The organism is Paraoerskovia sediminicola, assembly GCF_030296575.1.
GTDB classification, from domain to species: Bacteria; Actinomycetota; Actinomycetes; order Actinomycetales; family Cellulomonadaceae; genus Paraoerskovia; species Paraoerskovia sediminicola.
Genome location: NZ_AP027729.1, coordinates 2,891,515 through 2,916,313 on the forward strand (window position 1 = coordinate 2,891,515; position 24,799 = coordinate 2,916,313).

The window sequence follows — 24,799 nt, forward strand, 5'->3', positions numbered from 1 at the left end:
GCCGTGAGCTCCCACCGGTCCGACGCGCACCCTGCCCGGGTCGTCGTCGCCGTCGACAAGTTCAAGGGGTCGGCGAGCGCGGTCGAGGTCGGGGCCGCGCTGCGGCGCGGCCTGCTCGCCGGGGCCGCGGACTCGCACCGGGACCTCGTCGTCGACGAGGTCCCGGTGGCCGACGGGGGCGAGGGCACCTGCGACGCCGCGCTGCGGGCGGGCTTCACGGCCCGTGCCGTGACGGTCGCCGGGCCGACCGGTGAGCCGGTCGAGGCGACCCTCGCCGTGCGCGGCACGGAGGCCGTCGTGGAGATGGCGGCGGCCTCGGGCCTCGCGCTGCTCCCCGGTGGCGAGCTCCGCGCGCTCGACGCCACCAGCCGCGGCACGGGGGACCTGATCCGGGCCGCCCTCGACCTCGGGTGCGACCACGTCGTCCTCGCCGTGGGCGGCAGTGCCTGCACGGACGGGGGCGCGGGCATGCTCGTCGCCCTCGGGGCCCGCCTGGTGTCGGACGACGGCGCCCCGGTCCCGCCGGGCGGCGGCGGTCTCGCGTCGCTCGCCGGGGTGGAGCTGGACGACCTCGACCCGCGTGTGGCGCGGACGAGGTTCACCCTGGCGAGCGACGTGGACAACCCCTGCTCGGGGAGCGCGGCGCCGCGGCGGTGTTCGGGCCCCAGAAGGGCGCGTCGGCGGACGACGTGGCTCGCCTCGACGCCGGCCTGGACCGGTTCGTGGACGCGCTCGGGTCCGCCGGCGTCGAGGGCGCGCGCCGCGCGGCCGAGGCGCCCGGCGCGGGTGCCGCCGGCGGGGTGGGCTTCGGTGCGCTCGCCGTCCTCGGCGCGCAGCGGGTCGCCGGGGTGGACCTGGTCCGTGACCTCACCGGCCTCGCCGAGGCGCTCGTCGGCGCCGACCTCGTGGTGACGGGGGAGGGGAGCCTGGACGAGCAGAGCCTCGGCGGCAAGACTCCGATGGGCGTCGCGCAGGCGGCGCTCGACGCCGGGGTGACGGTGGTCGCCGTCTGCGGCGTCACGTCGCTCGACGACGCGAGGCTGGCCGACGCCGGGTTCGCCCGCGTGTACCGGCTCTCGGACCTCGAACCGGACGCGGACCGCAGCATGGCGACGGCCCCGGCGCTGCTGGAGAGCGTGGGGCAGATCGTCGCGGGGGACCTCGCCCAGCTCCGGGCGGTCGGCAAGGTGTACCGCTCGACGACCCGCCCGGAGCGCACGCGCCTCGGCTGAGCACGAGACTTGACCCGTCCGGGGCGATCACCCGCCCCGACGACGAACGACCTGACGGAGGAACCCGTGAACGAGCCCCAGACCCGACTCGACCTCGTCCTGCGCGGACGCCGCGTGCTCGCGGACGGCGTGATCGCCGCCCGCGAGGTCGGTGTCCGTGACGGCGTGATCGTCGCCGTCGAACCGCTCGGACGAGCGCTGCGCGCCGGCCGGGTGGTGGACGTGCCGGACGCGGCGGTGCTGCTGCCCGGGCTAGTGGACACGCACGTCCACGTCAACGAGCCGGGCCGCACCGAGTGGGAGGGCTTCGCCTCGGCGACCCGGGCCGCTGCCGCCGGGGGCGTCACGACGGTGCTCGACATGCCGCTCAACAGCATCCCGCCGACCGTCACCGCCGCGGCGCTCGACGAGAAGCGTGCAGCGGCCCTGGGCAAGCTCTCCGTCGACGTGGGCTTCTGGGGCGGCGCCGTGCCGGGGAACTCGGGCGACCTCGAGCCCCTCCACGACGAGGGCGTGTTCGGGTTCAAGTGCTTCCTGCTGCCGTCGGGCGTCGACGAGTTCCCCCGCTCGAGGCGGACGAGATGGAGCGCGACCTCGAGGTGCTGGGCGGCCTCGACTCGCTCCTGATCGTCCACGCCGAGGACCACGACACGATCGAGGCCGCGCCGCAGCCGCACGGGCCGGGCTACGCGGGCTTCCTCGCCTCCCGCCCCCGCGACGCCGAGAACCGCGCGATCGCCGCCGTGATCGAGGCGGCCCGACGCACGGGCGCACGGGCGCACATCCTGCACCTGTCGTCGTCCGACGCCCTGCCGATGATCGCCGCCGCCAAGGCGGACGGGGTGCGCCTCACCGTCGAGACGTGCCCGCACTACCTGACCCTCGTCGCCGAGGACGTGCCCGACGGCGCGACGGCGTTCAAGTGCTGCCCGCCGATCCGCGAGGCCGCGAACCGCGACCTGCTCTGGCAGGGGCTCGTCGACGGGACGATCGACTGCATCGTCTCCGACCACTCGCCCGCGACCGTCGACCTCAAGCTGCCGGCCGACGGCGACTTCGGCACCGCGTGGGGCGGTGTCTCGTCGCTCCAGCTCGGCCTCTCGCTCGTCTGGTCCGAGGCCCGAGAGCGGGGCATCCCGCTCGAGCAGGTCGTGGCCTGGATGTCCTCGGCCCCCGCGGCCGTGGCCCGTGTGCCACGCAAGGGGGCCATCGCCGTCGGCAACGACGCGGACCTCGTGATCTTCGGACCCGAGGACACGTACGAGGCCCACGTCGAGCAGCTCCAGCACAAGAACCCGGTCTCGCCCTACGACGGCCGAGGGCTCACCGGCCGGGTCCGACAGACGTACCTGCGCGGCGAGCGGATCCACCTCGACGTGCCGCGCGGGCGGTTCCTGACCCGCGAGGCCTGACCGCCGGGCAGGCGCGGCCGCGCCCGGGTGAGCCACGTCGTTCGACGTCTGGGACGATCACGGCATGCCCGGCACGAGCGAGAGCAGCGAACTGACCGACCAGCTCCGGCGCGCGCTCGCGAGCGCGCCGAGCACCATCTCCTGGACCCGACCGGCCAGTCCCGCGGACGCCTTCGCCGCGCTGGCCGACGCGGCCCGCGACCTCGGCGTCGACGCCTTCGACCAGTACGGCGAGGGCGGCGCGGTGGCGATGCTCGAGGAGGAGGTCGCCCAGGTCCTCGGCACCCCGGGCGCCGCATACTTCCCGTCCGGGGTCATGGCCCAGCAGATCGCGCTGCGCATCTGGGCCGACCGGTCCGGCAGCCGCCGCGTCGCGATGCCCGACCTCAGCCACCTGCTCGTCCACGAGGAGGACGGGCCGCGGATCCTCCAGGACCTGCGGATCGAGCACCTGACCACCGGCCCGGTCACCCCGACCGCCGCTCACGTCGACGCGCTGCCGGGCAGGCTCGCCGCCGTCCTCGTCGAGCTGCCGCTGCGCGACGCCGGCTGCGCCGTCCCGTCGTTCGAGGACCTCGCGGCGATCTCCGCCGCCTGCCGGGAACGCGGGATCCGGCTGCACCTCGACGGCGCGCGGCTCTGGGAGGCCCAGCCCGCGCTCGGTCGACCGCTGGCCGAGATCGTGGCGCTCGCGGACACCGTGTACGTGTCGCTCTACAAGGGGCTCGGCGGCCAGGCGGGCTCGGTGCTCGTCGGCCCGGCCGACGTCCTCGCCGAGGCCCGGGTGTGGCGTCGCCGTGCGGGCGGCACGATCTTCCGCCAGACGGCCGAGGCGGTCTCCGGTCTCGTCGGCCTGCGCGAGAGGCTCCCGCTGATGCCGGACGTCGTGGCGTGGGCCGGGCGGCTCGCGGCCGCCCTGCCCGCCGGGATCACGGTCCAGCCGGAGGTGCCGCGCACGAACACGTTCCTGCTCCACGCCGCGGGCGACGCCGAGGACGCCAACCGCAGGTCGCTCGCGCTCGCGACGGGCCGCGGCATCGCGCTCACATCACCCTGGCGGGCGGGTACCGAGCCGGGTCGGACGACGGCGGAAGTGGTCGTCGGGGACGGTGCGCTCGGGCTGGACCCTGAGGAGGCGGCAGCGCTGGTCGCGCAGGTCGCGGGCGTCTGACGGCCTGCGCCCTGCCCGGGTGCGGGTCGGGCTCAGGAGCCGTGGTTCGTGGGGTCGGACGGGTCGTGGGACCCGTCGGGGTCCGTCGTCCCTGCCGGGCCGTCCGGTCGGCGGGGCTCGCGGGCGGCGGCGATCTGCGCCCGTTCCTTCTCCCACGCGTCGAGCTGCTTCGTCAGCGCGCTCGCGATCTCGAACACCTGGTCCGGGGGGATCCGCACGCGGGAGACGACCTTGACGGGCGTCGTCATGACCCGCTCGCCCGTCTCCTTGTCCTCCTTGGGGACCGCGGGAGACTTCATCGCGACGAAGTCGAGCACGAAGGACGAGGGCGTGTGCCAGATCGACGCGAAGTCCGCCGGCACCCCGGCCTCGTTCTCGCTGGGGAGCTCGATCTGGAAGTTCCTGCGGGGTCGTGCCTGGTCCTGCGCCACGTGCTACCTCCTGAAAGAGCGTTCCGCGACGGTCAGACCGGTTCAGGACCGGGTCGCCTCACCGACGCTACCGCGTGCGAGTCAGCACCCGTAGGTCTACGAACTGCTCATGTCGACGAAGACGACGGGCCAGGAGCCCGAGAGCAGCTCGTCCACAGGCAAGGGCCTGCGGACCATCACCACCGACGTGCCGGCCCGCATGGACCGGCTGCCCTGGTCGCGGTGGCACTGGATGATCGTCATCGGGCTGGGGACCGTGTGGATCCTCGACGGGCTCGAGGTCACGATCGTCGGCAACCTGTCCGAGGTCCTGAAGTCCGAGGACGGGCTCGGTCTGACGAGCTCGCAGATCGGCATGGCGGGCGCGATCTACGTCGCCGGCGCGTGCGTCGGGGCGCTCGGGTTCGGACAGCTCACGGACAGGTTCGGCCGCAAGAAGCTTTTCATCATCACCCTGCTCGTGTACCTGACGGGCACGGTGCTGACGGCCTTCTCGATGAACCCGCTCTACTACTTCGCGATGCGGTTCGTGACGGGGCTGGGCATCGGCGGAGAGTACGCCGCGGTGAACTCGGCCGTGGACGAGCTGATCCCGGCGAAGTACCGCGGCCGGATCGACATCACCATCAACGGGTCCTACTGGCTCGGTGCGGCCGGAGGTGCGCTGCTGACGATCCCGCTCCTCGACCCGAACCTGATCCCGGCAGGGATCGGCTGGCGACTCTGCTTCGCGCTCGGGGCGTTCCTCGGGCTGGCCGTGCTCTTCGTCCGTCGCCACGTCCCGGAGAGCCCGCGCTGGCTGTTCATCCACGGACGCGAGGACGAGAGCGAGAAGATCGTCGCCGACGTCGAGCGCACCGTCGCCGAGGCCACCGGCGAGGAGCTCGCGGACGTCGAGACGACCATCAAGATCAAGCAGCGCCACACCGTCGGGCTGGCTCGCGTCGCCCGGACGGTCCTCAAGGACTACCCCCGGCGCACGGTCCTGTGCCTGTTCCTCTTCGTCGGCCAGGCGTTCCTCTACAACGCCTTCTTCTTCACCTACGGGGACACCCTCCAGACGTTCCTCGACGTCGACCAGACCGGCGTCTACATCGCGCTCTTCGCCGTCAGCAACTTCGTAGGAGCACTCGTCCTGTCGCCCCTGTTCGACAAGCTCGGCCGGGTCCGCATGATCTCGGGGACGTACATCGTCTCGGGCGTGCTGCTCGCCGTCGCCGGCCTCCAGCTCGGGAACCTCACCGCGGCGAGCCTGACGGTGTTCGGGATGGTCGTGTTCTTCTTCGCCTCGGCGGGTGCGAGCTCCGCGTACCTGACGGCGAGCGAGATCTTCCCGATGGAGACCCGAGCGCTGTGCATCGCGCTCTTCTACGCCGTGGGCACCGCGGTCGGGGGCATCACTGGGCCGCTGCTCTTCGGCCGCCTGATCGAGAACGCGGACGCCGCGGGGGACATCTCCGGCATCGCGATCGGCTACTACATCGGCGCGGGGCTGATGGCGCTGGGTGGCGTGGTCGCGATCTTCCTGGGGGTCGGCGCGGAGCAGAAGTCGCTCGAGGACATCGCCGAGCCGCTGACCGCGAAGGACGCGGCAGAGGAGGCCGGTTCTCGTGACCAGGACTAGCGTGACGAGAGGACGAGCGGACCCGCTCGCCCTCACCACCCGAACGGAGGAGCTCCCATGGGTCTCGACGGACTCGGCGGAATGATGGACAAGGCGAAGGGCGCGGCCGGCAACCTCTCGGACGAGCAGATCGACGACGTCGCCGACCAGATCAAGGACAAGACCCCGGGACAGGTCGACAGCGGGGTCGACGCCCTCGCGGAGCAGGCGAAGAAGCTCAACGACTGAAATGTCGATGTCGGTGCACCGGTAGTCGGTACCATCGTCAGGGCGTCGCCGGACGGCGGCGCCCTGACCGCTGCCGGCCCACGCGGCCCACCGACCGAGGAGTCACCCCGTGCCCGACGACGCCCGCCCCTGTCCATCACCGTCGACGGCGAGCAGGTCACGGTGGAGACGGGGACGACCGGCACCGACCTCTACGGCAAGCGCAAGGACGTCGCCGCGATCAGGGTCGACGGTGCGCTCCGGGACCTGGCGACCGACCTCGTCGACGGCGCCGTCGTCGAGGTCGTCGAGATCGGCTCGCCCGACGGCCTGGACATCCTGCGGCACTCCGCCGCGCACGTCCTCGCGCAGGCCGTGCAGCAGGTGAACCCGCAGGCGCGGCTCGGCATCGGCCCGCCGATCACCGACGGGTTCTACTACGACTTCGACGTCGAGACCCCGTTCACCCCCGAGGACCTCAAAGCCCTCGAGAAGGCGATGACCCGCATCGTCAAGGAGGGGCAGACCTTCGTCCGCCGCGTCGTCACCGAGGACGAGGCCCGGGCCGAGCTCGCCGACGAGCCCTACAAGCTGGAGCTGATCGGTCTCAAGGGTGGTGCCGCGACGGCGTCCGACACCGACGCCGGGGTCTCGGTCGAGGTGGGCGCCGGCGAGCTCACCATCTACGACAACGTCCGGGGCGCGGGCCGCGAGAGCGAGACCGTGGTCTGGAAGGACCTGTGCCGGGGACCGCACCTGCCGAGCACCCGGCTCATCGGCAACGGCTTCTCCCTGATGCGCAGCGCCGCCGCCTACTGGCGCGGCAGCGAGAAGAACCCGCAGCTCCAGCGCGTCTACGGCACGGCCTGGCCCACCAAGGACGAGATGCGTGCCTACCTCGACCGCCTGGCAGAGGCCGAGCGGCGCGACCACCGGCGTCTCGGCACCGAGATGGACCTGTTCTCCTTCCCCGACGAGATCGGCTCGGGGCTCGCCGTCTTCCACCCCAAGGGCGGGATCATCCGCACCGAGATGGAGGACTACTCGCGGCGCAAGCACATCGAGGGCGGCTACTCGTTCGTCGCGACGCCGCACATCACCAAGGAGCAGCTCTTCAAGACGTCCGGTCACCTCGACTGGTACTCCGAGGGCATGTACCCGGCGATGCACCTCGACGCCGTCACCGACGACGAGGGCAACGTCACCCGGCAGGGGCAGAACTACTACCTCAAGCCGATGAACTGCCCCATGCACAACCTGATCTTCGACAGCCGGGGCCGCTCGTACCGCGAGCTCCCGCTCCGCCTCTTCGAGTTCGGCACGGTCTACCGGTACGAGAAGTCGGGCGTGATCCACGGGCTCACCCGCGCGCGCGGCTTCACGCAGGACGACGCCCACATCTACTGCACCCGCGACCAGATGCGCGACGAGCTCACCACGACGCTCACGTTCGTCCTCGACCTGCTCAAGGACTACGGGCTCGACGACTTCTACCTCGAGCTCTCGACGCGCGACCCCGAGAAGTCCGTCGGCTCCGACGAGGTCTGGGAGGAGGCGACGCGCACCCTCGCCGAGGTCGCGGCGTCGTCCGGCCTCGAGCTCGTCCCCGACGAGGGCGGTGCGGCGTTCTACGGGCCGAAGATCAGCGTGCAGGCCCGCGACGCCATCGGTCGGACCTGGCAGATGTCGACCATCCAGCTCGACTTCAACCTGCCCGAGAAGTTCGAGCTCGAGTACACGGCCGCCGACGGGTCGCGCCAGCGGCCCGTGATGATCCACCGCGCCCTGTTCGGCTCGATCGAGCGCTTCTTCGCGGTGCTGCTCGAGCACTACGCGGGCGCGTTCCCGGCGTGGCTGGCACCCGTCCAGGTCGTCGCCGTGCCGGTGGCCGAGCCGTTCAACGACTACCTGCACGACGTCGTCGCGCAGCTGCGGGCGCAGGGGATCCGCGCCGAGGTCGACGTCTCCGACGACCGCTTCGGCAAGAAGATCCGCACCGCGAGCACGCAGAAGGTGCCGTTCGTCCTCATCGCCGGAGGCGAGGACGCCGAGGCCGGCGCGGTGTCGTTCCGCTACCGCGACGGCAACCAGGACAACGGTGTGCCGGTGGCCGAGGCCGTCGAGCGCATCGTCACCGCCGTCCGCGACCGCGTCCAGGTCTGACGCGTGGTGGGACACGACCCGGCGGGCGCCGGCCGGCCCGAGGCCCCACGGGTCGACGACGCCTCGGGCTTCGCCCCGCGCGAGGACTCGTTCGACCGGCTCTGGACGCCGCACCGCATGGTGTACATCGGCGGGGAGAACAAGCCGGCCGACGCGACCTCGGCCGCCTGCCCGTTCTGCTCCCTCCCGGCGCGCAGCGACGAGGACTCAATGATCGTGGCGCGCGGCGAGCACTGCTTCGTCGTGCTCAACCTGTACCCGTACAACTCGGGGCACCTCATGGTGTGCCCGTACCGCCACGTGGCGGACTACACGGACCTCACCGCGGGGGAGACGGCGGAGCTCGCGAGCCTCACCCAGACCGCGATGCGCGTGGTCCGCAGCGTCTCCGCCCCCGCCGGGTTCAACCTGGGGATGAACCAGGGCGAGGTCGCCGGCGCCGGGATCGCCGCGCACCTGCACCAGCACGTGGTCCCGCGCTGGACCGGCGACGCGAACTTCCTGCCGATCGTCGGCCAGACCAAGGCCGTACCCCAGCTGCTGAGCGACACGCGCCACCGGTTCGCGGCCGCCTGGCCGGCGCCAGGGGAGGACGCCTGATGTTCAGCCGTCTCCGCTCCGTGATGACCCGCGCCTTCACCCCGCTCGGCGCCCTGCTTCTCCGCCTCGGCGTGACGCCCGACGCCGTGACGGTCGTCGGCACCCTCGGGGTCGTGGTGTCGGCTCTCTGGCTCTTCCCGACCGGCCACCTGTTCGCCGGGACCATGGCCATCATGGTCTTCGCGTTCTCCGACGTGCTCGACGGCAACATGGCCCGCCAGCGCGGGACGAGCGGCCCGTGGGGCGGGTTCCTGGACTCGACGCTCGACCGCATCGCCGACGGCGCGGTGTTCGCCGGGCTGGTGCTCTACTTCTGGACCCAGGACGCGTCGTGGGCGCCGTGGGGGCTTGGCGCCGCCACCGCCTGTCTCGTCCTCGGTGGCGTCGTCTCCTACGCCCGCGCCAAGGCCGAGAGCATCGGCTGCACGGCGTCCGTCGGGATCGCCGAGCGCGCTGACCGGCTCGTGGCCTCCCTCGTCGCGGCGGGGCTCGTCGGGCTCGGCGTCACCCCCGTCCTGCTCGTCGTCGTGCTCGCGCTGCTGGCCGTCGCGAGCCTCGTCACCGTGGTCCAGCGCATGGCCACGGTCCGGCGCCAGCTCACCGCAGCAGGGGCACGCGCCGAGGCGGGTCCGCAGGGCGAGCAGGGTGGGCCGGGCGAGCCCGGCGCACCAGGGGAGCCGGGCAGCGGGCAGGGGAGCCACACGTGAAGCTCGACACGGGCAAGGCCTTCGCATTCGCCTGGCGCAACGCCTACCGGGTCCCCGAGCCGCTCCTGCGCGGGGTCTTCCGCCTCGTCGCGGACGTGACCTGGGCGCGCCACGGCTCCGGCGTGCGCCGCCTGGAGAAGAACCTCGGCCGCGTGCGACCCGAGCTCGACGAGCGCGCCCTGCGCGCGCTGAGCCGCGCGGCCATGCGCTCGTACATGCGCTACTACAAGGAGGCGTTCAAGCTCCCGGCGCTCACCGCGGATCAGATCGCGGCGCGGGTCCGGACCGTGGGAGCCGACGCGGTCCGTGCCCGGATCGCCGAGGGACGCACGCCCGTGCTCGCGCTCGGTCACCAGGGCAACTGGGACCTCGCCGGAGCCTGGGCGACGCCGAACCTCGCCCCCGTGCTCACCGTCGCGGAGCGGCTCGAGCCGCCCGAGCTGTACGAGGAGTTCCTGAGGTTCCGCAACTCGATCGGCATCGAGATCCTCGCGCTCGGCGACCAGGACGTGTTCCGCACCCTCGTGCGCGCCGTCCAGGGACCCGGGAAGCTGGTCCCCCTGCTCGCCGACCGCGACCTCGGCGCGAGCGGCGTCGAGGTCGACCTCTTCGGGCACCGCGCCCGGGTGGCCGCCGGGCCCGCGGCGCTCGCGGTCGCTGGAGCGCCGCTGTTCGCGACGAACATCTACTACGAGCGGCTGCGCGGGGCCCGTCGCGCAGCGGCCGGTTCGCCCTGGGGCATCGTCCTGGACTTCTCGCCCGAGGTCGCGGTCGACCGCGACCTCCCGCGGGGCGAGCAGGTCTCCGCGACCACCCAGGCGTGGGTCACCGCGTACGAGCGGGCGCTGCGGACGCACCCGGAGGACTGGCACATGCTCCAGCGGGTGTTCGTCGACGACCTCGACCCCGACCGGGACGCCGCGGTCCGGTCCGGTCGCGCACCGGAGCAGTCGCAGCAGACCCACCCCGTGCCCGGGTCCGGTGGTCCCGAGTGAGCCCCCGAGCGCGCCGGTCGGACGCCGCGCCGCGCCGGCGGACCGGACTCCGTGCCGGCACGAGTGCCGATCCACAGGACGGCATGCGGATCGGGATCGTCTGCCCGTACGCGTTCGACGTCCCTGGCGGCGTGCAGTTCCACGTCCGTGACCTCGCCGAGGCACTGATCCGCCAGGGACACCACGTCTCGGTGCTCGCCCCGGCGGACGAGGAGATGGACCTGCCCGACTACTTCACCGTCGTCCCCGGTGCGATCCCGGTGCGCTACAACGGGTCGGTCGCGCGGCTCACGTTCGGGCCCCGCGTCGCCGCCCGGGTGCGGCGCTGGTTGGACGAGGGCGAGTTCGATCTCATCCACCTGCACGAGCCCATCACGCCGAGCCTCAGCGTCCTCGCGCTGTGGGCGACGACGACCCCGGTGGTCGTCACCTGTCACACCGCGCTCGTCCGGTCGCGCGCGCTGCAGATCGCCTACCCGCTCGTGCGGCCGAGCCTCGAGAAGATCGACGCGCGCATCGCGGTGTCCGAGGACGCCCGGCGCACGGTGATCGAGCACCTCGGCGGCGACGCCGTCGTGATCCCGAACGGCGTGTACGTCGACGGGTTCGCCTCCGCGGAACCGGACGAGCGGTGGACCGGTACGCCGGACGCGCCGACGATCGCGTTCCTCGGGCGGCTCGACGAGCCTCGCAAGGGGCTACCGGTGCTCACGGCAGCGATCCCGACGATCATCGAGCGGTTCCCCGGTGCGCGGTTCCTGGTGGCGGGCCGGGGCGACGCCGGCCGGGACGCGGCGATCGAGGCGCTCGGTGACCTCGCAGGCTCGGTCGAGTTCCTCGGGTCGATCACCGACGAGGAGAAGGCGTCCCTGCTCTCCTCGGCCGATCTGTACGTCGCTCCGCAGACGGGGGCGAGAGCTTCGGGATCGTCCTCGTCGAGGCGATGAGCGCCGGGACGTGCGTCGTGGCCAGCGGCCTCGGGGCGTTCCGCCGCGTGCTGGACGACGGCGCGGCCGGCGCGCTCTTCGCCGTCGACGACCCGGCGGCGCTCGCCCGGACGGTCGTGCGTCTGCTCGACGACCCGGAGGAGCGCGGGCGGCTCGCGGCGAGCGGGGCGCGCTTCGTCCACCGGTTCGACTGGTCGGCGGTCACGGCCGAGGTCCTCGCCGTCTACGAGACGGTGGTCGCGACATCCGAGGCCTCCGACGGGGTGGACGCCGACCCGTCGCTCCTGGCGCGGATCGGTCGACGGCTGCGCCCTGGCGGAGGTGACGCCTCGTGATGTGGTCGGAGATCACCGTCGTCGTCGTGCTCGTCGTCGCCGTGGTCGGCTGGCTGCTCTGGACGGCGGCCGTGCGGCTCGATCGGCTCCACCGCAAGGTGGTCGCGTCGCGGCTCGCCCTCGACGCGCAGCTCGTGCGGCGGGCGTCCGCGGCCTCCGAGCTCGCGGCGTCCGGGCTGCTCGACCCGGCGAGCTCGATGCTCGTCGCCGAGGCGGCCCAGGTCGAGCTCACCGACGACCTGGGTGACCTCGCCCTCGTCGCCGACCCCGGCGGTCCGCCGGAGGGCACCGACGAGCCAGGTGCCGACGCCGCAGAGCTCGAGCGCCTGACGGTGCGCGACGGTCTCGCCCAGCAGTTCGACCCGGCCCGCGCACGCGCCGAGAGCGAGCTGTCAGCGATCCTCCGCGGCGCCCTCGGCGGCCCGGAGGAGGTGCGGGAGCTGTGCGCCGACCCCCGGGCGGACGCCCTGGTGCGGTCGCTCGGCGCCGCGTGGTACCGGGTGCAGCTCGCTCGCCGGTTCCACAACCAGGCCGTCGCGCAGACGCAACGGGTGCGCCGCAAGTGGTACGTGCGCTACTTCCGGGTGGCGGGCCACGCCGCGCTGCCGGTGACGGTCGACTTCGACGACGCGGCGCCGTCCGGCATCGGTCGCTGACTGGCCACCTCGCCGGGCCGCGGCACGTCACACCCGCGGTCCGCCGCGCCGCCTCGCGCGGGCCGCTCGTGGACCGTGCCCAGGACCCGGCGGGCGCACGCGTAGAATCGGCAGCGGTGCGCGTGAGTCGTCCGCGCGCCGCGCGCGTGGGCCACGCCCACGGACGAACGACCCGATGAGAACCCAGACTGGATGTGAGGTTGCGGTGAGCAGCGAGAAGAGCCCCGAGACCCAGAGCGTCGGCACGGCCCGCGTCAAGCGCGGCATGGCCGAGATGCTCAAGGGCGGCGTCATCATGGACGTGGTGAACGCCGAGCAGGCGAAGATCGCGGAGGACGCCGGAGCGGTCGCGGTCATGGCGCTCGAGCGGGTCCCCGCGGACATCCGTGCGCAGGGCGGCGTGTCGCGGATGAGCGACCCCGACATGATCGACGGGATCATCGAGGCCGTCTCGATCCCCGTCATGGCGAAGGCGCGCATCGGTCACTTCGTCGAGGCGCAGGTGCTGCAGTCCCTCGGCGTCGACTACATCGACGAGTCCGAGGTCCTTACCCCGGCCGACTACGCGAACCACATCGACAAGTGGAACTACACCGTTCCCTTCGTCTGCGGTGCCACCAACCTGGGCGAGGCGCTGCGGCGCATCACCGAGGGCGCGGCGATGATCCGCTCGAAGGGTGAAGCGGGGACCGGCGACGTCTCCAACGCGACCACGCACATGCGCCAGATCCGCCAGCAGCTCACGCGCCTCGCGTCGCTGCCGGAGGACGAGCTGTTCGTCGCGGCCAAGGAACTGCAGGCCCCGTACGAGCTCGTCAAGGAGGTCGCGGCCACGGGCAAGCTTCCCGTCGTGCTGTTCACGGCGGGCGGGATCGCGACCCCGGCCGACGCCGCCATGATGATGCAGCTCGGCGCCGAGGGCGTGTTCGTCGGTTCCGGCATCTTCAAGTCGGGCAACCCGGCCGAGCGCGCGGCAGCGGTCGTCAAGGCCACGACGTTCTACGACGACCCCGACGTCATCGCGAAGGTCTCGCGCGGCCTGGGCGAGGCCATGGTCGGCATCAACGTCGACGAGATCCCCGAGCCGCACCGCCTCGCCGAGCGCGGTTGGTGACACCCGCCCGCTGAGCGCGGACGACGGCCCCCGGGAGCGATCCCGGGGCCGTCCTGCGTCCCGCCGGACACGCTGACCGGCGGACCGGCCGGCATCTCCGGCTAGCCTCTCGACCATGCCCGACGACGCAGCCCCCGCAGGCGCCGACCCCGCAGGCGACGGCTTCGACGACGACACCGGGAGCGGTCCGACCACGTCGACGGCCCGCCTCGGCGACGAGTGGGTCCTCGGCCCCGACGGGCTGCGGTGGCGCCGCGCGGCGCGAGTGATCCTGCTCGACCCGGACGACCGGGTGCTGCTCGTGCGCGGGCACGACGTCGACGAGCCGACGCGGAGCTGGTGGTTCACGGTGGGCGGAGGGATCGACCCGGGGGAGTCGGCACGGGCGGCCGCCGTCCGGGAGGTCCGCGAGGAGACCGGGATCGTGCTCGCCCAGGACGACCTGTCGGGGCCCGTCGTCCGCCGCTCCGCGGTCTTCGACTTCTTCGCGGAGCACTGCCGTCAGGACGAGGAGATCTTTCTCGCCCGGACCGGGCCGACCGACGTGGGGGCGGCCTCGCGCGACGGATGGACGGAGATCGAGCGGGACGTCCTCGACGAGCTGCGCTGGTGGGACCTCGATGCGCTCGCCGAGGTCGAGATCGAGGTGTTCCCCGTCGAGCTGGTCGAGATCGTGCGGGGCCTGCTCCGAGGGTGGGACGGGGTGGTGCGCGAGCTCGGGGTCGGCCGCGGCTGAGGTCGAGAGACGAGACCCGCGGTGGCTTGGCCTGCGGTGGCTTGGCCCGCGGTGGCGCGGCCCGGTCAGGCCGGGCCGTGCGGTGAATCAGGTGTGGCGGTGGCTGCCGAGAGCGCGCCGAGCACCTGGCGGTGCGTCAGCCAGCCGACCATCGCGCCGTCGGCGTCCACGACGGCGATGCCCTCGTCCTCCGGGTGCTTGTGCAGCACCGCGAGGGCGTCCCGCAGCGTCAGCCCGACGTCGACCCGACCGACCTCGTCGATGACGTGGCCCACGGTCTGGTCGGCGACCTCGTCGTCGGAGTGGAGGGACTCGGCGGCCATGTCGGCGCGCAGGTGCCCTCGGAGGCGACCGTCGTCGACGACCGGGATGCTCGTCCGACCGGAGGCGAGCAGGAGCCGTGACGCCGCGTCGAGCCGGGTCGACGACTCGACGCTCGGCGGGCTCGGGTCCATGACGTCCGCGATGAGGAGGTCGCCGAGCACCCGGTCCGCGGGGTGCTCGTCGAGGTCGATGCCGCGGCGGGCGAGCTTGAGCGAGTAGACCGTCTCCTTGCTGAGCATCCTGCTGATCCCCGTCGCGAGGACGATCGCGAGCATCAGGGGCAGGATGATCGAGTACTCGCCCGTGAGCTCGAAGAGCATGATGACGGCCGTCAGCGGCGCCCTCGCCGAGCCGGCGAAGACGGCCCCCATGCCGACGATGGCGAAGGCCCCGGCCGACGGGGTGAGCTCGGGGGCGATCAGGTTCACGATCTCGCCGAACGCGGCGCCGAGCATGCCGCCGACGAACAGGGACGGTGCGAAGACGCCACCGGAGCCGCCGATGCCCAGCGTCAGGCTGGTGGCGATGATCTTGCCGACGAGCAGGAGGATGAGGACGCCGATCGCGTACCTGCCGTTGACCCCGGCCTCCAGCACCGGGTAGCCGACGCCGTACATCTGCGGCAGGACCAGGAGGATCAGTCCGAGGAAGACGCCACCGACCGCCGGGCGGAGCCACTCGGGTCCGCGCCAGATCTTGTCGCAGAGATCCTCGATGACGTAGAGGATCCGCGCGAAGCCGATGCCCACGGCGCCGGCGATGATGCCCAGCAGGGCGAACAGCAGGTAGGCCCACGCGTGGTCGACGGTGAACGCGGGCAGGATCAGGAACGGGTCGTTGCCGAGCATCGACCGGCCGACGACCGACGCCGTGACCGAGGAGAGGACGACGAGCCCGAAGGAGCGCGCGGTGAAGTCCCGCAGGATCAGCTCGAGCGCGAAGATGACGCCGGCGATCGGTGCGTTGAACGTCGCCGCGATGCCCGCAGCCGACCCGGCGGCCACGAGGGTCCGCATGCGGGACAGCGGCATCCGCGTCCACTGTCCGAACGTCGACCCGAGCGCCGCACCGATCTGGACGATCGGTCCTTCGCGCCCGACCGACCCGCCGGAGCCGATGGTCACGGCCGACGCGAGCGCCTTGACCGCAGCGACCCTGGCGCGGATGCGTCCACCGTGGCGGGCGACCGCGACCATGACCTCCGGGACGCCGTGCCCACGGGCCTCACGGGCCCCGAAGTAGACGAGCGGTCCGTAGATCAGTCCGCCGACCACGGGGGCGAGGACCACGAAGTACGGCCCGAGCCAGGGGACCCACGGGTTCGGGGGTGGTTGCCGAGACCCACCGCCGAGTAGTCGGTGGTCCCGCTGAAGACCTGGGTGACGGCATCGATGAGCCAGCGGAACCCGACGGCCCCTAGTCCGGTGAACGCTCCGACGAAGATCGTCAGGATCACGAGGCCGACGGTGCCGGTGCGAAGGTTCTCTCCCGCCCGCTGCTTCAGTGAGACAGGGGTCGCCGGCGCCATGACGTCAAACTAGCAGCGGGCGCCGGGCCGGGGACCCTGGGATCAACCGGTGGACGCGACCTGCTCTACCTCTGGTTGCCACGTACGGCCCGCCCGGCCCCGGGCCGCGCCCGAGCGGCCTGCGCCGCCCGACTACGATGTGCCGGTGATTCCTACGATCGGTGTCCTCGCCCTCCAGGGCGACGTGGTCGAGCACGTCCGCGCCCTCGAACGATCCGGTGCGCGAGCCGTCGGGGTCCGCAGGCCGGCCGAGCTCGCGTCGGTCGACGCGCTCGTCCTGCCCGGCGGCGAGTCCACGACCATCGACAAGCTGCTCAGGATCTTCGAGCTCCACGGCCCGCTGCAAGAACGAATCGCGCAGGGCTTCCCCGTCTATGGCTCGTGCGCCGGGATGATCCTGCTCGCCGACCGCGTCCTGGACGGCACGGCCGACCAGAGGACGCTCGGTGGGCTCGACGTGACAGTGCGACGCAACGCGTTCGGGCGCCAGGTCGACTCGTTCGAGACGACCCTGCCCTTCGCCGGCATCGACGGGCCCGACGTCGAGGCGACGTTCATCCGCGCGCCGTGGATCGAGGAGGCCGGCGAGGGGGTCGAGGTCCTCGCCCGGATCCCCGCGGACGGCGGGGGCGACGCCGCCGGTAGGATCGTCGCAGTACGCCAAGGGGCTCTGCTCGCCACGTCGTTCCACCCGGAGATCACCGGGGACGCGCGGGTGCACGAGCTGTTCGTCGAGATCGTGAAGGAGTAAGTCGGGCATGTCAGGTCACTCCAAGTGGGCTACGACCAAGCACCAGAAGGCCGCGAAGGACGCCAAGCGCGGCAAGCTCTTCGCGAAGCTCATCAAGAACATCGAGGTCGCGGCGCGGACCGGCGGCGGTGACGTCGCGGGCAACCCGACGCTCTTCGACGCGATCCAGAAGGCCAAGAAGACCTCGGTCCCGAACGAGAACATCGACCGCGCCGTCAAGCGCGGTTCCGGCCAGGAGGCCGGCGGCGCCGACTACCAGACCATCATGTACGAGGGCTACGGCAACGGCGGGATCGCCGTGCTCGTGGAGTGCCTGACGGACAACAAGAACCGCGCCGCAGCGGACGTCCGTCTCGCGTTCACCCGCAACGGCGGACAGCTCGCCGACCCGGGCTCGGTCTCCTACCTCTTCTCCCGCAAGGGCGTCGTGATCGTCCCGAAGGAGGGCACGACCGAGGACGACGTCATGGAGGCGGTCCTCGAGGCCGGGGGCGAGGAGGTCAGCGACCTCGGTGACTCGTTCGAGGTCCTCAGCGAGGCGACCGACCTGGTGCCCGTCCGCACGGCGCTCCAGGAGGCCGGCATCGAGTACGACTCGGCCGACGTCGTCTGGCACCCGTCGATGCAGATCGAGGTCGACGCCGACGGCGCCCGCAACATCCTGCGTCTCATCGACACGCTCGACGACAGCGACGACGTCCAGAACGTCTACGCGAACTTCGACGCCTCCGACGAGGTCATGGCGGAGCTCGACGCCGACTGACCGGTCGCTCGGCCGGACGGCGACCCTCGCGCCCGGCGTGCCCAGCCGCCCGGCGCGCGTCACGGGTGCGACGCTGACCCGGTGCGAGTTCTCGGAGTGGACCCAGGGCTGACCCGGTGCGGTGTCGGCGTCGTCGACTCGCTCCCGGGGCGGCGCGCCGAGCTCGTCGCCGTGGGCGTGATCCAGAGCTCGCCCACCGACTCGGTCGACCTGCGCCTCCTGCGCATCGCCGACCGTCTGGACGTGTGGCTGGACGAGCACGTGCCCGACGTCGTCGCGGTCGAGCGCGTCTTCGCCCAGCACAACGTCGGGACCGTCATGGGCACGGCCCAGGTGGCGGGGCTCGCGATGGTCGCGGCCGCGCGACGTCGCGTGCCGGTCGCCCTGCACACCCCCAGCGAGGTCAAGGCCGCGGTCACGGGCAGCGGGCGCGCGGGCAAGGAGCAGGTCCAGCGCATGGTCGCCGGGATCCTCGGCCTGGCGGAGGCTCCGCGCCCGGCGGACGCGGCGGACGCTCTCGCCATCGCGGTGTGCCACCTCTGGCGGCCGACCGGGGCCCTGCAGGGCGGCGAGCGGAACGAGCTCACGCCCGCCCAGCGCGCGTGGGCGGCGGCGGAGCAGGCGGCCCGGCGTGGAAAAGGCTGAGCGTCGGACGCCGGTGCTAGGGTGAGCGCCGTTCGTACAGGTGTTCGGTCTGGTGCCGTTTCATGGAGGTCCGTGTGATCGCGTCGTTGTCGGGGACCGTGGCGTCCGTGTCCCTCGATCGTGCCGTGATCGAGGTCAACGGGATCGGCTACCTCGTCCACGCCGTGCCCGCGCTGCTGTCCTCCCTGCGGGTCGGGGAGCAGGCTCGCGTCGCGACCACGATGGTGGTCCGTGAGGACTCGATGACGCTGTTCGGGTTCGCCGACGACGACGAGCGGCTGGTCTTCGAGACGGTCCAGACCGTCTCCGGCGTCGGCCCGCGGCTCGCGCTCGCGATGCTGGCGGTGCACACGCCCGACGCGCTGCGTCGCGCGGTGTCGGGGAGGACATCGCCGCCCTGATGCGCGTCCCGGGCATCGGCCGCAAGGGGGCGCAGCGCATCGCGCTGGAGCTCGGCGACAAGCTGGGTGCACCGGGGGCCGACCCCCAGGAGACGGGGAGTCCGCGGCCGCCGGCCCGGTCGATCACCGGGACCGTGTGGTCGAGGCCCTGGTCGGCCTCGGGTGGACGGCCAAGGTCGCCGAGGAGACGGTCGCCGGCGTGCTGTCTGCGGCCGGGGAGTCCGCGGTCGACGAGGCCGACGTCGCGGGTGCTCTGCGCGCGGCGCTCCGGGTGCTGGGGGCGCAGCGTGGCTGACTTCGACCGTGTCGGCGCGCAGTCGGACGGTCTCGACGAGGTCGCTCCGCGGACCGGTACCGCCGGCGAGTCGTCCGAGACGGGCACCGACCGGCTCGTCGCCGCCGGCGCCGACGACCTGGAGCGGGCCGCCGAGGCGGCGCTGAGGCCGCGGACGCTCGACGACTTCGTCGGGCAGAAGATCGTCCGCGACCAGCTCTCGCTCGTGCTGCGCGCGGCGATCGGGCGAGGCGCGACCCCCGACCACGTCCTGCTCTCGGGCCCCCGGGGCTCGGCAAGACGACCCTCGCGATGATCATCGCCAACGAGCTCGGTACGTCGCTGCGTGTCACGTCCGGGCCTGCGATCCAGCACGCCGGGGACCTCGCCGCCGTCCTGTCCTCGCTCGAGGAGGGCGAGGTCCTGTTCATCGACGAGATCCACAGGCTCGCGCGACCGGCCGAGGAGCTCCTGTACGTCGCCATGGAGGACTTCCGGGTCGACGTCGTCGTGGGCAAGGGGGCGGGGGCGAGCGCGATCCCGCTGAGTCTGCCGCCGTTCACGGTGGTCGGTGCCACGACCCGCGCCGGGCTGCTCCCGGCGCCCCTGCGCGACAGGTTCGGGTTCACCGGGCACCTCGACTTCTACGACCCCGCGGAGCTCGAGCGGGTCATCACCAGGTCGGCCAGGCTGCTCGGGGCACCGCTCGCGCACGCCGCGGCGCACGAGATCGCCGGGCGGTCCCGAGGCACCCCGCGCATCGCCAACCGCCTCCTGCGCCGGGTCAGGGACTGGGCCCAGGTCCGCGGCGACGGCACCCTCGACCTCGCGGCCGCCCGCGCCGCCCTCGAGGTGTACGAGGTCGACGAGCTCGGCCTCGACCGCCTCGACCGCTCGGTGCTCCGAGCGCTGTGCACCCGGTTCGGAGGCGGGCCGGTCGGCCTGTCGACGCTCGCCGTCACGGTCGGCGAGGAGGGCGAGACGGTCGAGACGGTCGCGGAGCCCTATCTCGTCCGGGAGGGGCTGATCGGCCGCACCCCGCGGGGACGCGTGGCGACCCCTGCTGCCTGGGAACACCTCGGGCTCGTCCCCCCGAAGCCCGAGGGGCTTCTCTTCGACCAGGGCTGAACGCTGTGACGTGCGTCGCGGACGAGGCCCTAGACTGATCGGACCGACCGTACGGGCAACCCGGGCGTCGTCGCCCGTTGGACCTGGACGGGCGTGCGCCTAGACTGCCGCGCAGAACCCACCCGAAGGACGTGCATCTCCCCATGGAACTGATCATCTTCGCCGTGCTCGCGATCGGTCTGCTCTTCTTCATGAGCAGCCGCACCCGCAAGCAGCAGCGCGCGCAGCAGGACTTCCGCTCGCAGCTGCAGGTCGGTACCGAGGTGATGACCCAGTCGGGCATGTACGGCACCGTCGTCGAGATCGACGAGGTGGCCGACGTGATCACCCTCGAGGCCGAGCCGGGCGGGAGCCGCACGCGCTGGCTCCGCGCCGCGATCGGCAAGGAGGTCGTGCAGCACGTCGAGGAGGAGCCGGTCGACACCGACGACGAGCTGGACGAGACCGTCGAGGTCCCGGACGACCTCTCAGGCCTCCCCGGCGCGCAGCAGGGCGACGCGGACACCGAGCGCGAGTCCGAGGGCGCGGACCAGGACGAGACCTCTGAGCGTGTCGAGGTCGCCGAGGGCGACGGCACGGTCCAGGACGAGGTCGTCGAGGACGACGCCACGGAGTCCGCGGACACGGTCCACGACGCCGACACCGACGCCGACACCGACGACCGGGGCGAGACGAAGAACTGATTCGGACCGATCGGGTGGACGGACGCGCGGCCACCCGCTGAACCGAGCCGGCCACCGACGGTGGGCTCGCACACGAGAAGAGACGGACTCTTGGCCAGCAGCAAGGCACGTACACGCCCGGTGCGCACACTGGTGACCCTCGGGATCATCATCGTGGCGCTGTTCGCGTCGATCTTCGCGGGGACGCAGCTCGACGGGAAATCCGACGACAACCCGGGCGGCGCGAGCTGGGTGCCGGAGCTGGCGCTCGACCTCCAGGGCGGGACACAGCTGATCCTCGAGCCGGTCACCGAGCCGGGCTACGAGGTGACCGACGAGGACATCAACCAGTCGATCGCGGTGATCCGTCAGCGCATCGACTCGTCCGGTGTCGCAGAGGCCGAGATCACGCGACAGGGCTCGAGCAACATCGTCGTCGGCATCCCCGGCGAGGTCAGCGACGAGACGATCGCCCTGATCGTCACGCCCGCGCAGATGAACTTCCGGCCGGTGCTCCAGGTCGGTTCGCCCCTGCCGGCCGAGGCGGCCGCGGACGAGTCCGCGGTCCCCGAGGACGGCGTGACGGCGCCCGAGGGCGACGCGACCGAGGAGCCGACCGACGCCGAGACGTCCGTCCCGACGGACGAGGCGACGCCGGCGTCGCACAGCCTCACGGCCACCGACGAGGACCCGGCGACCGAGGAGCCCGCGGCGACCGACGAGTCCGCGCCCGACGCGACCGACGAGCCCACCGACGGCGCGACCGAGGGGACCGATGCGACCGCCGGTGCCACGCCGTCCGACCCGAGCGACCTGAGCCAGATCACCCCGGAGATCCAGGCCGAGTTCGACGCCCTCAACTGCCTCGAGCCGACCGCGCAGGACCCGGGCGTCGACCCGGCGGACGAGCCGCTGGTCACCTGCGCCGACGACGGCACCGCCAAGTACATCCTCGGACCGGTCGAGATCGCCGGGACCGAGATCGACAGCGCCACCGCGGGCATCCGGAGCAGCAACGGGGTCTCGACCGGCGAGTACGTGGTGAACATCAGCTTCACCAACGAGGGCACGGAGCAGTTCGCCGCCTCGACCGAGCGGCTGTTCGCCCTCCCGGCCCCGCAGAACGCGTTCGCGATGGTCCTCGACGGACTGGTCATCTCGGCACCCTCGGTCAACGAGCCGATCCCCAACGGTCAGGCGGAGATCTCCGGCAACTTCACCCGGGAGAGCTCGGCGACGCTCGCGAACCAGCTCAACTTCGGTGCCCTGCCGCTGACGTTCGAGGTGCAGAGCCAGGAGCAGATCTCGGCGACGCTCGGCGCGGACCAGCTCGAGAAGGGCCTCATCGCCGGCCTCATCGGCCTGCTCCTCGTCGGTGTCTACTCGATCTTCCAGTACCGCGCGCTCGGCCTCGTGACCGTCGCGTCCCTGATGATCGCGGGCCTCATCACCTACGGCCTCATCACCCTGCTCTCCTGGACGCAGGGCTACCGGCTCTCGCTGCCCGGCGTCGCCGGCCTGATCGTGGCGATCGGAGTCACGGCCGACTCGTTCATCGTCTACTTCGAGCGGATCCGTGACGAGCTGCGGGACGGTCGCGGACTCGTCGGCTCCGTCGAGCGCGGCTGGTCCCGAGCCCGCCGGACGATCTTCGCGTCCGACACCGTGAACTTCCTTGCCGCCGTGATCCTCTACCTGCTCGCGGTCGGTGGCGTGCGAGGGTTCGCCTTCACGCTCGGGCTCACGACGCTCGTCGACCTCCTCGTGGTCATCATGTTCACGCACCCCGTCATGCAACTTCTCGCGAAGACGAAGTTCTTCGGCGAGGGTCACGCCGGCTCGGGCCTCGACCCGAGGCGGCTCGGGGTCGAGTCGATCCGCTACGCGGGACGTGGCCGGGTCTCCACGCCGAAGAAGAAGGCGAAGGCCTCCGGAGCGACGGCGTCCGACGACACGCGTGCGGAGACAGCCGACTCGCTCGTCAGCGTCGGAGCGGCTGGTGGTGCCGGCGCGGCCGGCGCCGCCGACGCCCCTGCGGCCCCGATGACGATCGCCGAGCGCCGCGCGGCGGCGCGGCGGGCTCAGCTCCAGGATGCCCCCGACCCGGCCGCCAGCGGTGAGGTCGCGGCCGACGCCGGTCCGCCCGACGGTCCGTCGGCCCAGGCGGACGAGTCCGAGGAACCGAGCGCGACGAACGAGGAGAAGCACTGATGGCCGGCCGCGGATTCTCCCAGTGGGGCAACGACCTCTACACCGGTCGTCGCTCGTACGCGATCGTCGGCAACCGCAACCGCTTCTTCATGATCTCCGCGGTGCTGGTGCTGCTGTCGCTCGCCGTCGTGTTCTTCAAGGGCTTCGATCTCGGGATCGAGTTCCGCGGCGGGTCCCAGTTCATCGTCTCCGAGGTGCAGGACACCGACGAGCAGATCGCCGTGGATGCGGTCGCGTCCGTGTCCAGCGAGGAGACCCCGCGGGTGTCCGTGCTGGGGTCCGACTCGATGCGCGTCCAGACCGAGGAGCTCACCACCGCCGAGGTGTCCGAGGTCAGCCAGGCACTGGCCGACGGCTACGGGGTCGACAAGGCCGAGGTGACCTCCTCGTTCATCGGCCCCACGTGGGGCCAGGACGTCTCCGGTGCCGCGCTCCGGGCGCTGGTGATCTTCCTCGCGTTCGTGGGCGTCGTCATGGCGCTCTACTTCCGGAGCTGGCGGATGGCCGTCTCGGCGCTCGCCGCGATCTTCCACGACGTGATCATCACCGCCGGGATCTACGCGCTGATCGGGTGGGAGGTCACGCCGGCCACCGTCATCGGGTTCCTGACGATCCTCGGCTACTCGGTGTACGACACGGTGGTGGTCTTCGACAAGGTCCGCGAGAACACCTACGGAGTCCTCGACCAGTCACGGTCGACGTACGCAGAGCGGGCGAACCTCGCGATCAACCAGACGCTCGTGCGCTCGATCAACACGTCGGTCGTCGCGCTGCTGCCGGTCGCCTCGATCCTCTTCATCGGCGCGTTCATCCTCGGCGCGGGCACCCTGCGCGACATCGCGCTCGCGCTCTTCGTCGGGATCATCGTCGGCACGTACTCCTCGGTCTTCGTGGCGACCCCGCTCGAGGTGGCCCTGCGTGGCCGCGAGGCGAAGATCGTCGCGCACACGACGAAGGTGCTCGCCGAGCGCGAGCGGGTCGCGGCCTCCGCCGAGGGCGACGAGGCGGACGAGGCCCTGGCCGCTGCCGGGATCGCGAGCCGCAAGCAGCTCATCCCTGGTCAGCGGCAGAGCAACAGCAGCCAGCCGCGGAAGCGTCGCCGGTGACGCTCGAGGCACGGGACGTGGCCCGGTCCGGGCTCTCGACCCGGCGCGCGTCCGAGGTCGCGGGGCTCGTCCGCGCGGTGCCCGACTTCCCCGAGGCGGGTGTGACGTTCCAGGACATCACGCCGCTCCTCGCGGACGGCGAGGCGCTGCACGACGTGGTCCGCTCCCTCGCTCGGTCCGTATCGGGTCCGCAGGTCGACCTCGTCGTCGGGATGGAGGCTCGCGGGTTCCTGCTCGGGGCCCCGCTGGCGATCGAGCTCGGCGTCGGGTTCGTCCCGCTGCGCAAGGAGGGCAAGCTCCCGCCGCCGGTCGAGGCCGTCACCTACGACCTCGAGTACGGGTCGGCGCGTCTCGAGGTGCGCAGCGCGACCGTCCCCGCGGGCGCGCGCGTGCTGGTGATCGACGACGTGCTCGCCACCGGCGGGACCGCGGCCGCTGCCGTCGACCTGGTCGAGCGGTGCGGCGCCGAGGTGGTCGACGTCCAGTTCCTCCTCGAGATCGACGCTCTCGCGGGGCGCGAGGCACTCGCCGGACGCGCGGTCACGTCTCTCTGGGGAGTCCCGGCGTAGTATTGCCCCACTCCGGCGAGGGCCGGGCTGACCAGGACCGTCGGCCCGCGGCCGTCCCGGGTCCGGGCGGCGCGATCGCGCCGCCCCCGGCACGTCACCGGAGAGGA

At 72.4% G+C, this 24,799-nt stretch carries 24 protein-coding genes and 3 pseudogenes; 24 read left to right on the forward strand and 3 right to left on the reverse strand.

The window, feature by feature from the left end; all coding sequences use genetic code 11:
* Nucleotides 1-3 precede the first annotated feature (3 nt).
* From QUE47_RS13360 to QUE47_RS13370, 3 genes and pseudogenes are all read left to right on the forward strand, one after another.
* Nucleotides 4-1,232 (forward strand): annotated as a pseudogene (locus QUE47_RS13360) (glycerate kinase).
* Nucleotides 1,233-1,298: 66 nt separating this feature from the next.
* Nucleotides 1,299-2,644 (forward strand): annotated as a pseudogene (gene allB, locus QUE47_RS13365) (allantoinase AllB).
* A 64-nt stretch (nt 2,645-2,708) separates the two neighbouring features.
* The gene (locus QUE47_RS13370) at nt 2,709-3,815 is read left to right on the forward strand and encodes a threonine aldolase family protein (RefSeq protein ID WP_286217690.1); all 1,107 of its coding nucleotides are present in this window, start codon (nt 2,709-2,711) and stop codon (nt 3,813-3,815) included.
* A 32-nt stretch (nt 3,816-3,847) separates the two neighbouring features.
* On the opposite strand, the gene QUE47_RS13375 is transcribed toward QUE47_RS13370, so the two are convergent.
* On the reverse strand, nt 3,848-4,246 hold the full coding sequence (locus tag QUE47_RS13375; RefSeq protein WP_286217691.1) for a DUF3467 domain-containing protein: 399 nt from the start codon (nt 4,244-4,246) through the stop codon (nt 3,848-3,850).
* Nucleotides 4,247-4,355: 109 nt separating this feature from the next.
* Between QUE47_RS13375 and QUE47_RS13380 the strand changes: the two genes are divergently transcribed.
* The 11 genes from QUE47_RS13380 (at nt 4,356) to QUE47_RS13425 (ending at nt 14,330) form a co-directional block, all read left to right on the forward strand.
* Nucleotides 4,356-5,870 carry an MFS transporter gene (locus QUE47_RS13380; protein WP_286217692.1) on the forward strand — a complete coding sequence of 505 codons (1,515 nt, stop codon included), beginning with the start codon at nt 4,356-4,358 and terminating at the stop codon, nt 5,868-5,870.
* Between the two features lie 57 nt (nt 5,871-5,927).
* Entirely contained in the window at nt 5,928-6,098 is a 171-nt protein-coding gene (locus tag QUE47_RS13385) for a hypothetical protein (RefSeq protein ID WP_286217693.1), read from the forward strand.
* 162 nt (nt 6,099-6,260) lie between these two features.
* Nucleotides 6,261-8,240, forward strand: coding sequence for a threonine--tRNA ligase (gene thrS / locus QUE47_RS13390; RefSeq protein ID WP_286217694.1), 1,980 nt, complete (start codon nt 6,261-6,263; stop codon nt 8,238-8,240).
* Between the two features lie 3 nt (nt 8,241-8,243).
* Complete coding sequence (locus tag QUE47_RS13395) at nt 8,244-8,840, forward strand: HIT family protein (RefSeq protein ID WP_434019689.1); 597 nt, start codon at nt 8,244-8,246, stop codon at nt 8,838-8,840.
* A complete protein-coding gene (gene pgsA, locus QUE47_RS13400; protein ID WP_286217695.1) occupies nt 8,840-9,547 on the forward strand; it encodes a phosphatidylinositol phosphate synthase in 708 nt (235 codons plus the stop codon). The genes QUE47_RS13395 and pgsA overlap by 1 nt, the downstream gene beginning before the upstream one ends.
* On the forward strand, nt 9,544-10,542 hold the full coding sequence (locus QUE47_RS13405) for a phosphatidylinositol mannoside acyltransferase (protein WP_286217696.1): 999 nt from the start codon (nt 9,544-9,546) through the stop codon (nt 10,540-10,542). Before pgsA ends, QUE47_RS13405 begins: the two co-directional genes overlap by 4 nt.
* 83 nt (nt 10,543-10,625) lie before the next feature.
* Nucleotides 10,626-11,489, forward strand: coding sequence for a glycosyltransferase family 4 protein (locus QUE47_RS13410; protein WP_350227570.1), 864 nt, complete (start codon nt 10,626-10,628; stop codon nt 11,487-11,489).
* Nucleotides 11,486-11,824 carry a glycosyltransferase gene (locus QUE47_RS16965; RefSeq protein ID WP_350227571.1) on the forward strand — a complete coding sequence of 113 codons (339 nt, stop codon included), beginning with the start codon at nt 11,486-11,488 and terminating at the stop codon, nt 11,822-11,824. The genes QUE47_RS13410 and QUE47_RS16965 overlap by 4 nt, the downstream gene beginning before the upstream one ends.
* Entirely contained in the window at nt 11,824-12,480 is a 657-nt protein-coding gene (locus QUE47_RS13415) for a hypothetical protein (protein WP_350227756.1), read from the forward strand. The genes QUE47_RS16965 and QUE47_RS13415 overlap by 1 nt, the downstream gene beginning before the upstream one ends.
* Before the next feature lie 265 nt (nt 12,481-12,745).
* Entirely contained in the window at nt 12,746-13,594 is an 849-nt protein-coding gene (gene pdxS / locus QUE47_RS13420) for a pyridoxal 5'-phosphate synthase lyase subunit PdxS (protein WP_286219512.1), read from the forward strand.
* 115 nt (nt 13,595-13,709) lie between these two features.
* Complete coding sequence (locus QUE47_RS13425) at nt 13,710-14,330, forward strand: NUDIX hydrolase (RefSeq protein ID WP_286217698.1); 621 nt, start codon at nt 13,710-13,712, stop codon at nt 14,328-14,330.
* Between the two features lie 65 nt (nt 14,331-14,395).
* On the opposite strand, the gene QUE47_RS13430 is transcribed toward QUE47_RS13425, so the two are convergent.
* Together QUE47_RS13430 and QUE47_RS13435 are read right to left on the reverse strand one after the other, a co-directional pair.
* Complete coding sequence (locus QUE47_RS13430) at nt 14,396-15,928, reverse strand: chloride channel protein (protein ID WP_286217699.1); 1,533 nt, start codon at nt 15,926-15,928, stop codon at nt 14,396-14,398.
* The gene (locus QUE47_RS13435; RefSeq protein WP_286217700.1) at nt 15,913-16,182 is read right to left on the reverse strand and encodes a hypothetical protein; all 270 of its coding nucleotides are present in this window, start codon (nt 16,180-16,182) and stop codon (nt 15,913-15,915) included. The genes QUE47_RS13430 and QUE47_RS13435 overlap by 16 nt, the downstream gene beginning before the upstream one ends.
* Before the next feature lie 145 nt (nt 16,183-16,327).
* Between QUE47_RS13435 and pdxT the strand changes: the two genes are divergently transcribed.
* The 10 genes and pseudogenes from pdxT to QUE47_RS13480 all read left to right on the forward strand — a co-directional run bounded on the left by pdxT (nt 16,328) and on the right by QUE47_RS13480 (nt 24,692).
* Nucleotides 16,328-16,933, forward strand: coding sequence for a pyridoxal 5'-phosphate synthase glutaminase subunit PdxT (pdxT, locus tag QUE47_RS13440; protein ID WP_286217701.1), 606 nt, complete (start codon nt 16,328-16,330; stop codon nt 16,931-16,933).
* A gap of 7 nt (nt 16,934-16,940) precedes the next feature.
* The gene (locus QUE47_RS13445) at nt 16,941-17,696 is read left to right on the forward strand and encodes a YebC/PmpR family DNA-binding transcriptional regulator (RefSeq protein WP_286217702.1); all 756 of its coding nucleotides are present in this window, start codon (nt 16,941-16,943) and stop codon (nt 17,694-17,696) included.
* Between the two features lie 81 nt (nt 17,697-17,777).
* Nucleotides 17,778-18,341, forward strand: coding sequence for a crossover junction endodeoxyribonuclease RuvC (gene ruvC / locus QUE47_RS13450; protein ID WP_286217703.1), 564 nt, complete (start codon nt 17,778-17,780; stop codon nt 18,339-18,341).
* Between the two features lie 107 nt (nt 18,342-18,448).
* Entirely contained in the window at nt 18,449-18,742 is a 294-nt protein-coding gene (ruvA, locus tag QUE47_RS17300) for a Holliday junction branch migration protein RuvA (protein ID WP_434019690.1), read from the forward strand.
* Between the two features lie 136 nt (nt 18,743-18,878).
* Nucleotides 18,879-19,037, forward strand: coding sequence for a hypothetical protein (locus QUE47_RS17305; protein WP_434019691.1), 159 nt, complete (start codon nt 18,879-18,881; stop codon nt 19,035-19,037).
* 118 nt (nt 19,038-19,155) lie between these two features.
* Nucleotides 19,156-20,144 (forward strand): annotated as a pseudogene (gene ruvB / locus QUE47_RS13460) (Holliday junction branch migration DNA helicase RuvB).
* A 143-nt stretch (nt 20,145-20,287) separates the two neighbouring features.
* A complete protein-coding gene (gene yajC, locus QUE47_RS13465; RefSeq protein ID WP_286217704.1) occupies nt 20,288-20,827 on the forward strand; it encodes a preprotein translocase subunit YajC in 540 nt (179 codons plus the stop codon).
* A 132-nt stretch (nt 20,828-20,959) separates the two neighbouring features.
* A complete protein-coding gene (secD, locus tag QUE47_RS13470) occupies nt 20,960-23,017 on the forward strand; it encodes a protein translocase subunit SecD (RefSeq protein WP_286217705.1) in 2,058 nt (685 codons plus the stop codon).
* Nucleotides 23,017-24,123, forward strand: a complete 1,107-nt coding sequence (gene secF / locus QUE47_RS13475) for a protein translocase subunit SecF (protein ID WP_286217706.1) — start codon at nt 23,017-23,019, stop codon at nt 24,121-24,123. Before secD ends, secF begins: the two co-directional genes overlap by 1 nt.
* Nucleotides 24,120-24,692 carry an adenine phosphoribosyltransferase gene (locus QUE47_RS13480; RefSeq protein WP_286217707.1) on the forward strand — a complete coding sequence of 191 codons (573 nt, stop codon included), beginning with the start codon at nt 24,120-24,122 and terminating at the stop codon, nt 24,690-24,692. Before secF ends, QUE47_RS13480 begins: the two co-directional genes overlap by 4 nt.
* Nucleotides 24,693-24,799: the final 107 nt, after the last annotated feature.

Excerpts from the sequence above, each read along its gene's own strand:
- QUE47_RS13380 (WP_286217692.1), top strand. The coding sequence starts at position 4,356 with ATGTCGACGAAGACGACGGGCCAGGAGCCCGAGAGCAGCTCGTCCACA.
- QUE47_RS13445 (WP_286217702.1), top strand. The coding sequence starts at position 16,941 with ATGTCAGGTCACTCCAAGTGGGCTACGACCAAGCACCAGAAGGCCGCG.
- yajC (WP_286217704.1), top strand. The coding sequence starts at position 20,288 with ATGGAACTGATCATCTTCGCCGTGCTCGCGATCGGTCTGCTCTTCTTC.
- QUE47_RS16965 (WP_350227571.1), top strand. The coding sequence starts at position 11,486 with ATGAGCGCCGGGACGTGCGTCGTGGCCAGCGGCCTCGGGGCGTTCCGC.
- QUE47_RS13385 (WP_286217693.1), top strand. The coding sequence starts at position 5,928 with ATGGGTCTCGACGGACTCGGCGGAATGATGGACAAGGCGAAGGGCGCG.
- pdxS (WP_286219512.1), top strand. The coding sequence starts at position 12,746 with ATGGCCGAGATGCTCAAGGGCGGCGTCATCATGGACGTGGTGAACGCC.
- QUE47_RS13410 (WP_350227570.1), top strand. The coding sequence starts at position 10,626 with ATGCGGATCGGGATCGTCTGCCCGTACGCGTTCGACGTCCCTGGCGGC.
- QUE47_RS13425 (WP_286217698.1), top strand. The coding sequence starts at position 13,710 with ATGCCCGACGACGCAGCCCCCGCAGGCGCCGACCCCGCAGGCGACGGC.
- secF (WP_286217706.1), top strand. The coding sequence starts at position 23,017 with ATGGCCGGCCGCGGATTCTCCCAGTGGGGCAACGACCTCTACACCGGT.
- QUE47_RS13435 (WP_286217700.1), bottom strand. The coding sequence starts at position 16,182 with ATGGCGCCGGCGACCCCTGTCTCACTGAAGCAGCGGGCGGGAGAGAAC.
- pgsA (WP_286217695.1), top strand. The coding sequence starts at position 8,840 with ATGTTCAGCCGTCTCCGCTCCGTGATGACCCGCGCCTTCACCCCGCTC.
- QUE47_RS13415 (WP_350227756.1), top strand. The coding sequence starts at position 11,824 with ATGTGGTCGGAGATCACCGTCGTCGTCGTGCTCGTCGTCGCCGTGGTC.
- QUE47_RS13370 (WP_286217690.1), top strand. The coding sequence starts at position 2,709 with ATGCCCGGCACGAGCGAGAGCAGCGAACTGACCGACCAGCTCCGGCGC.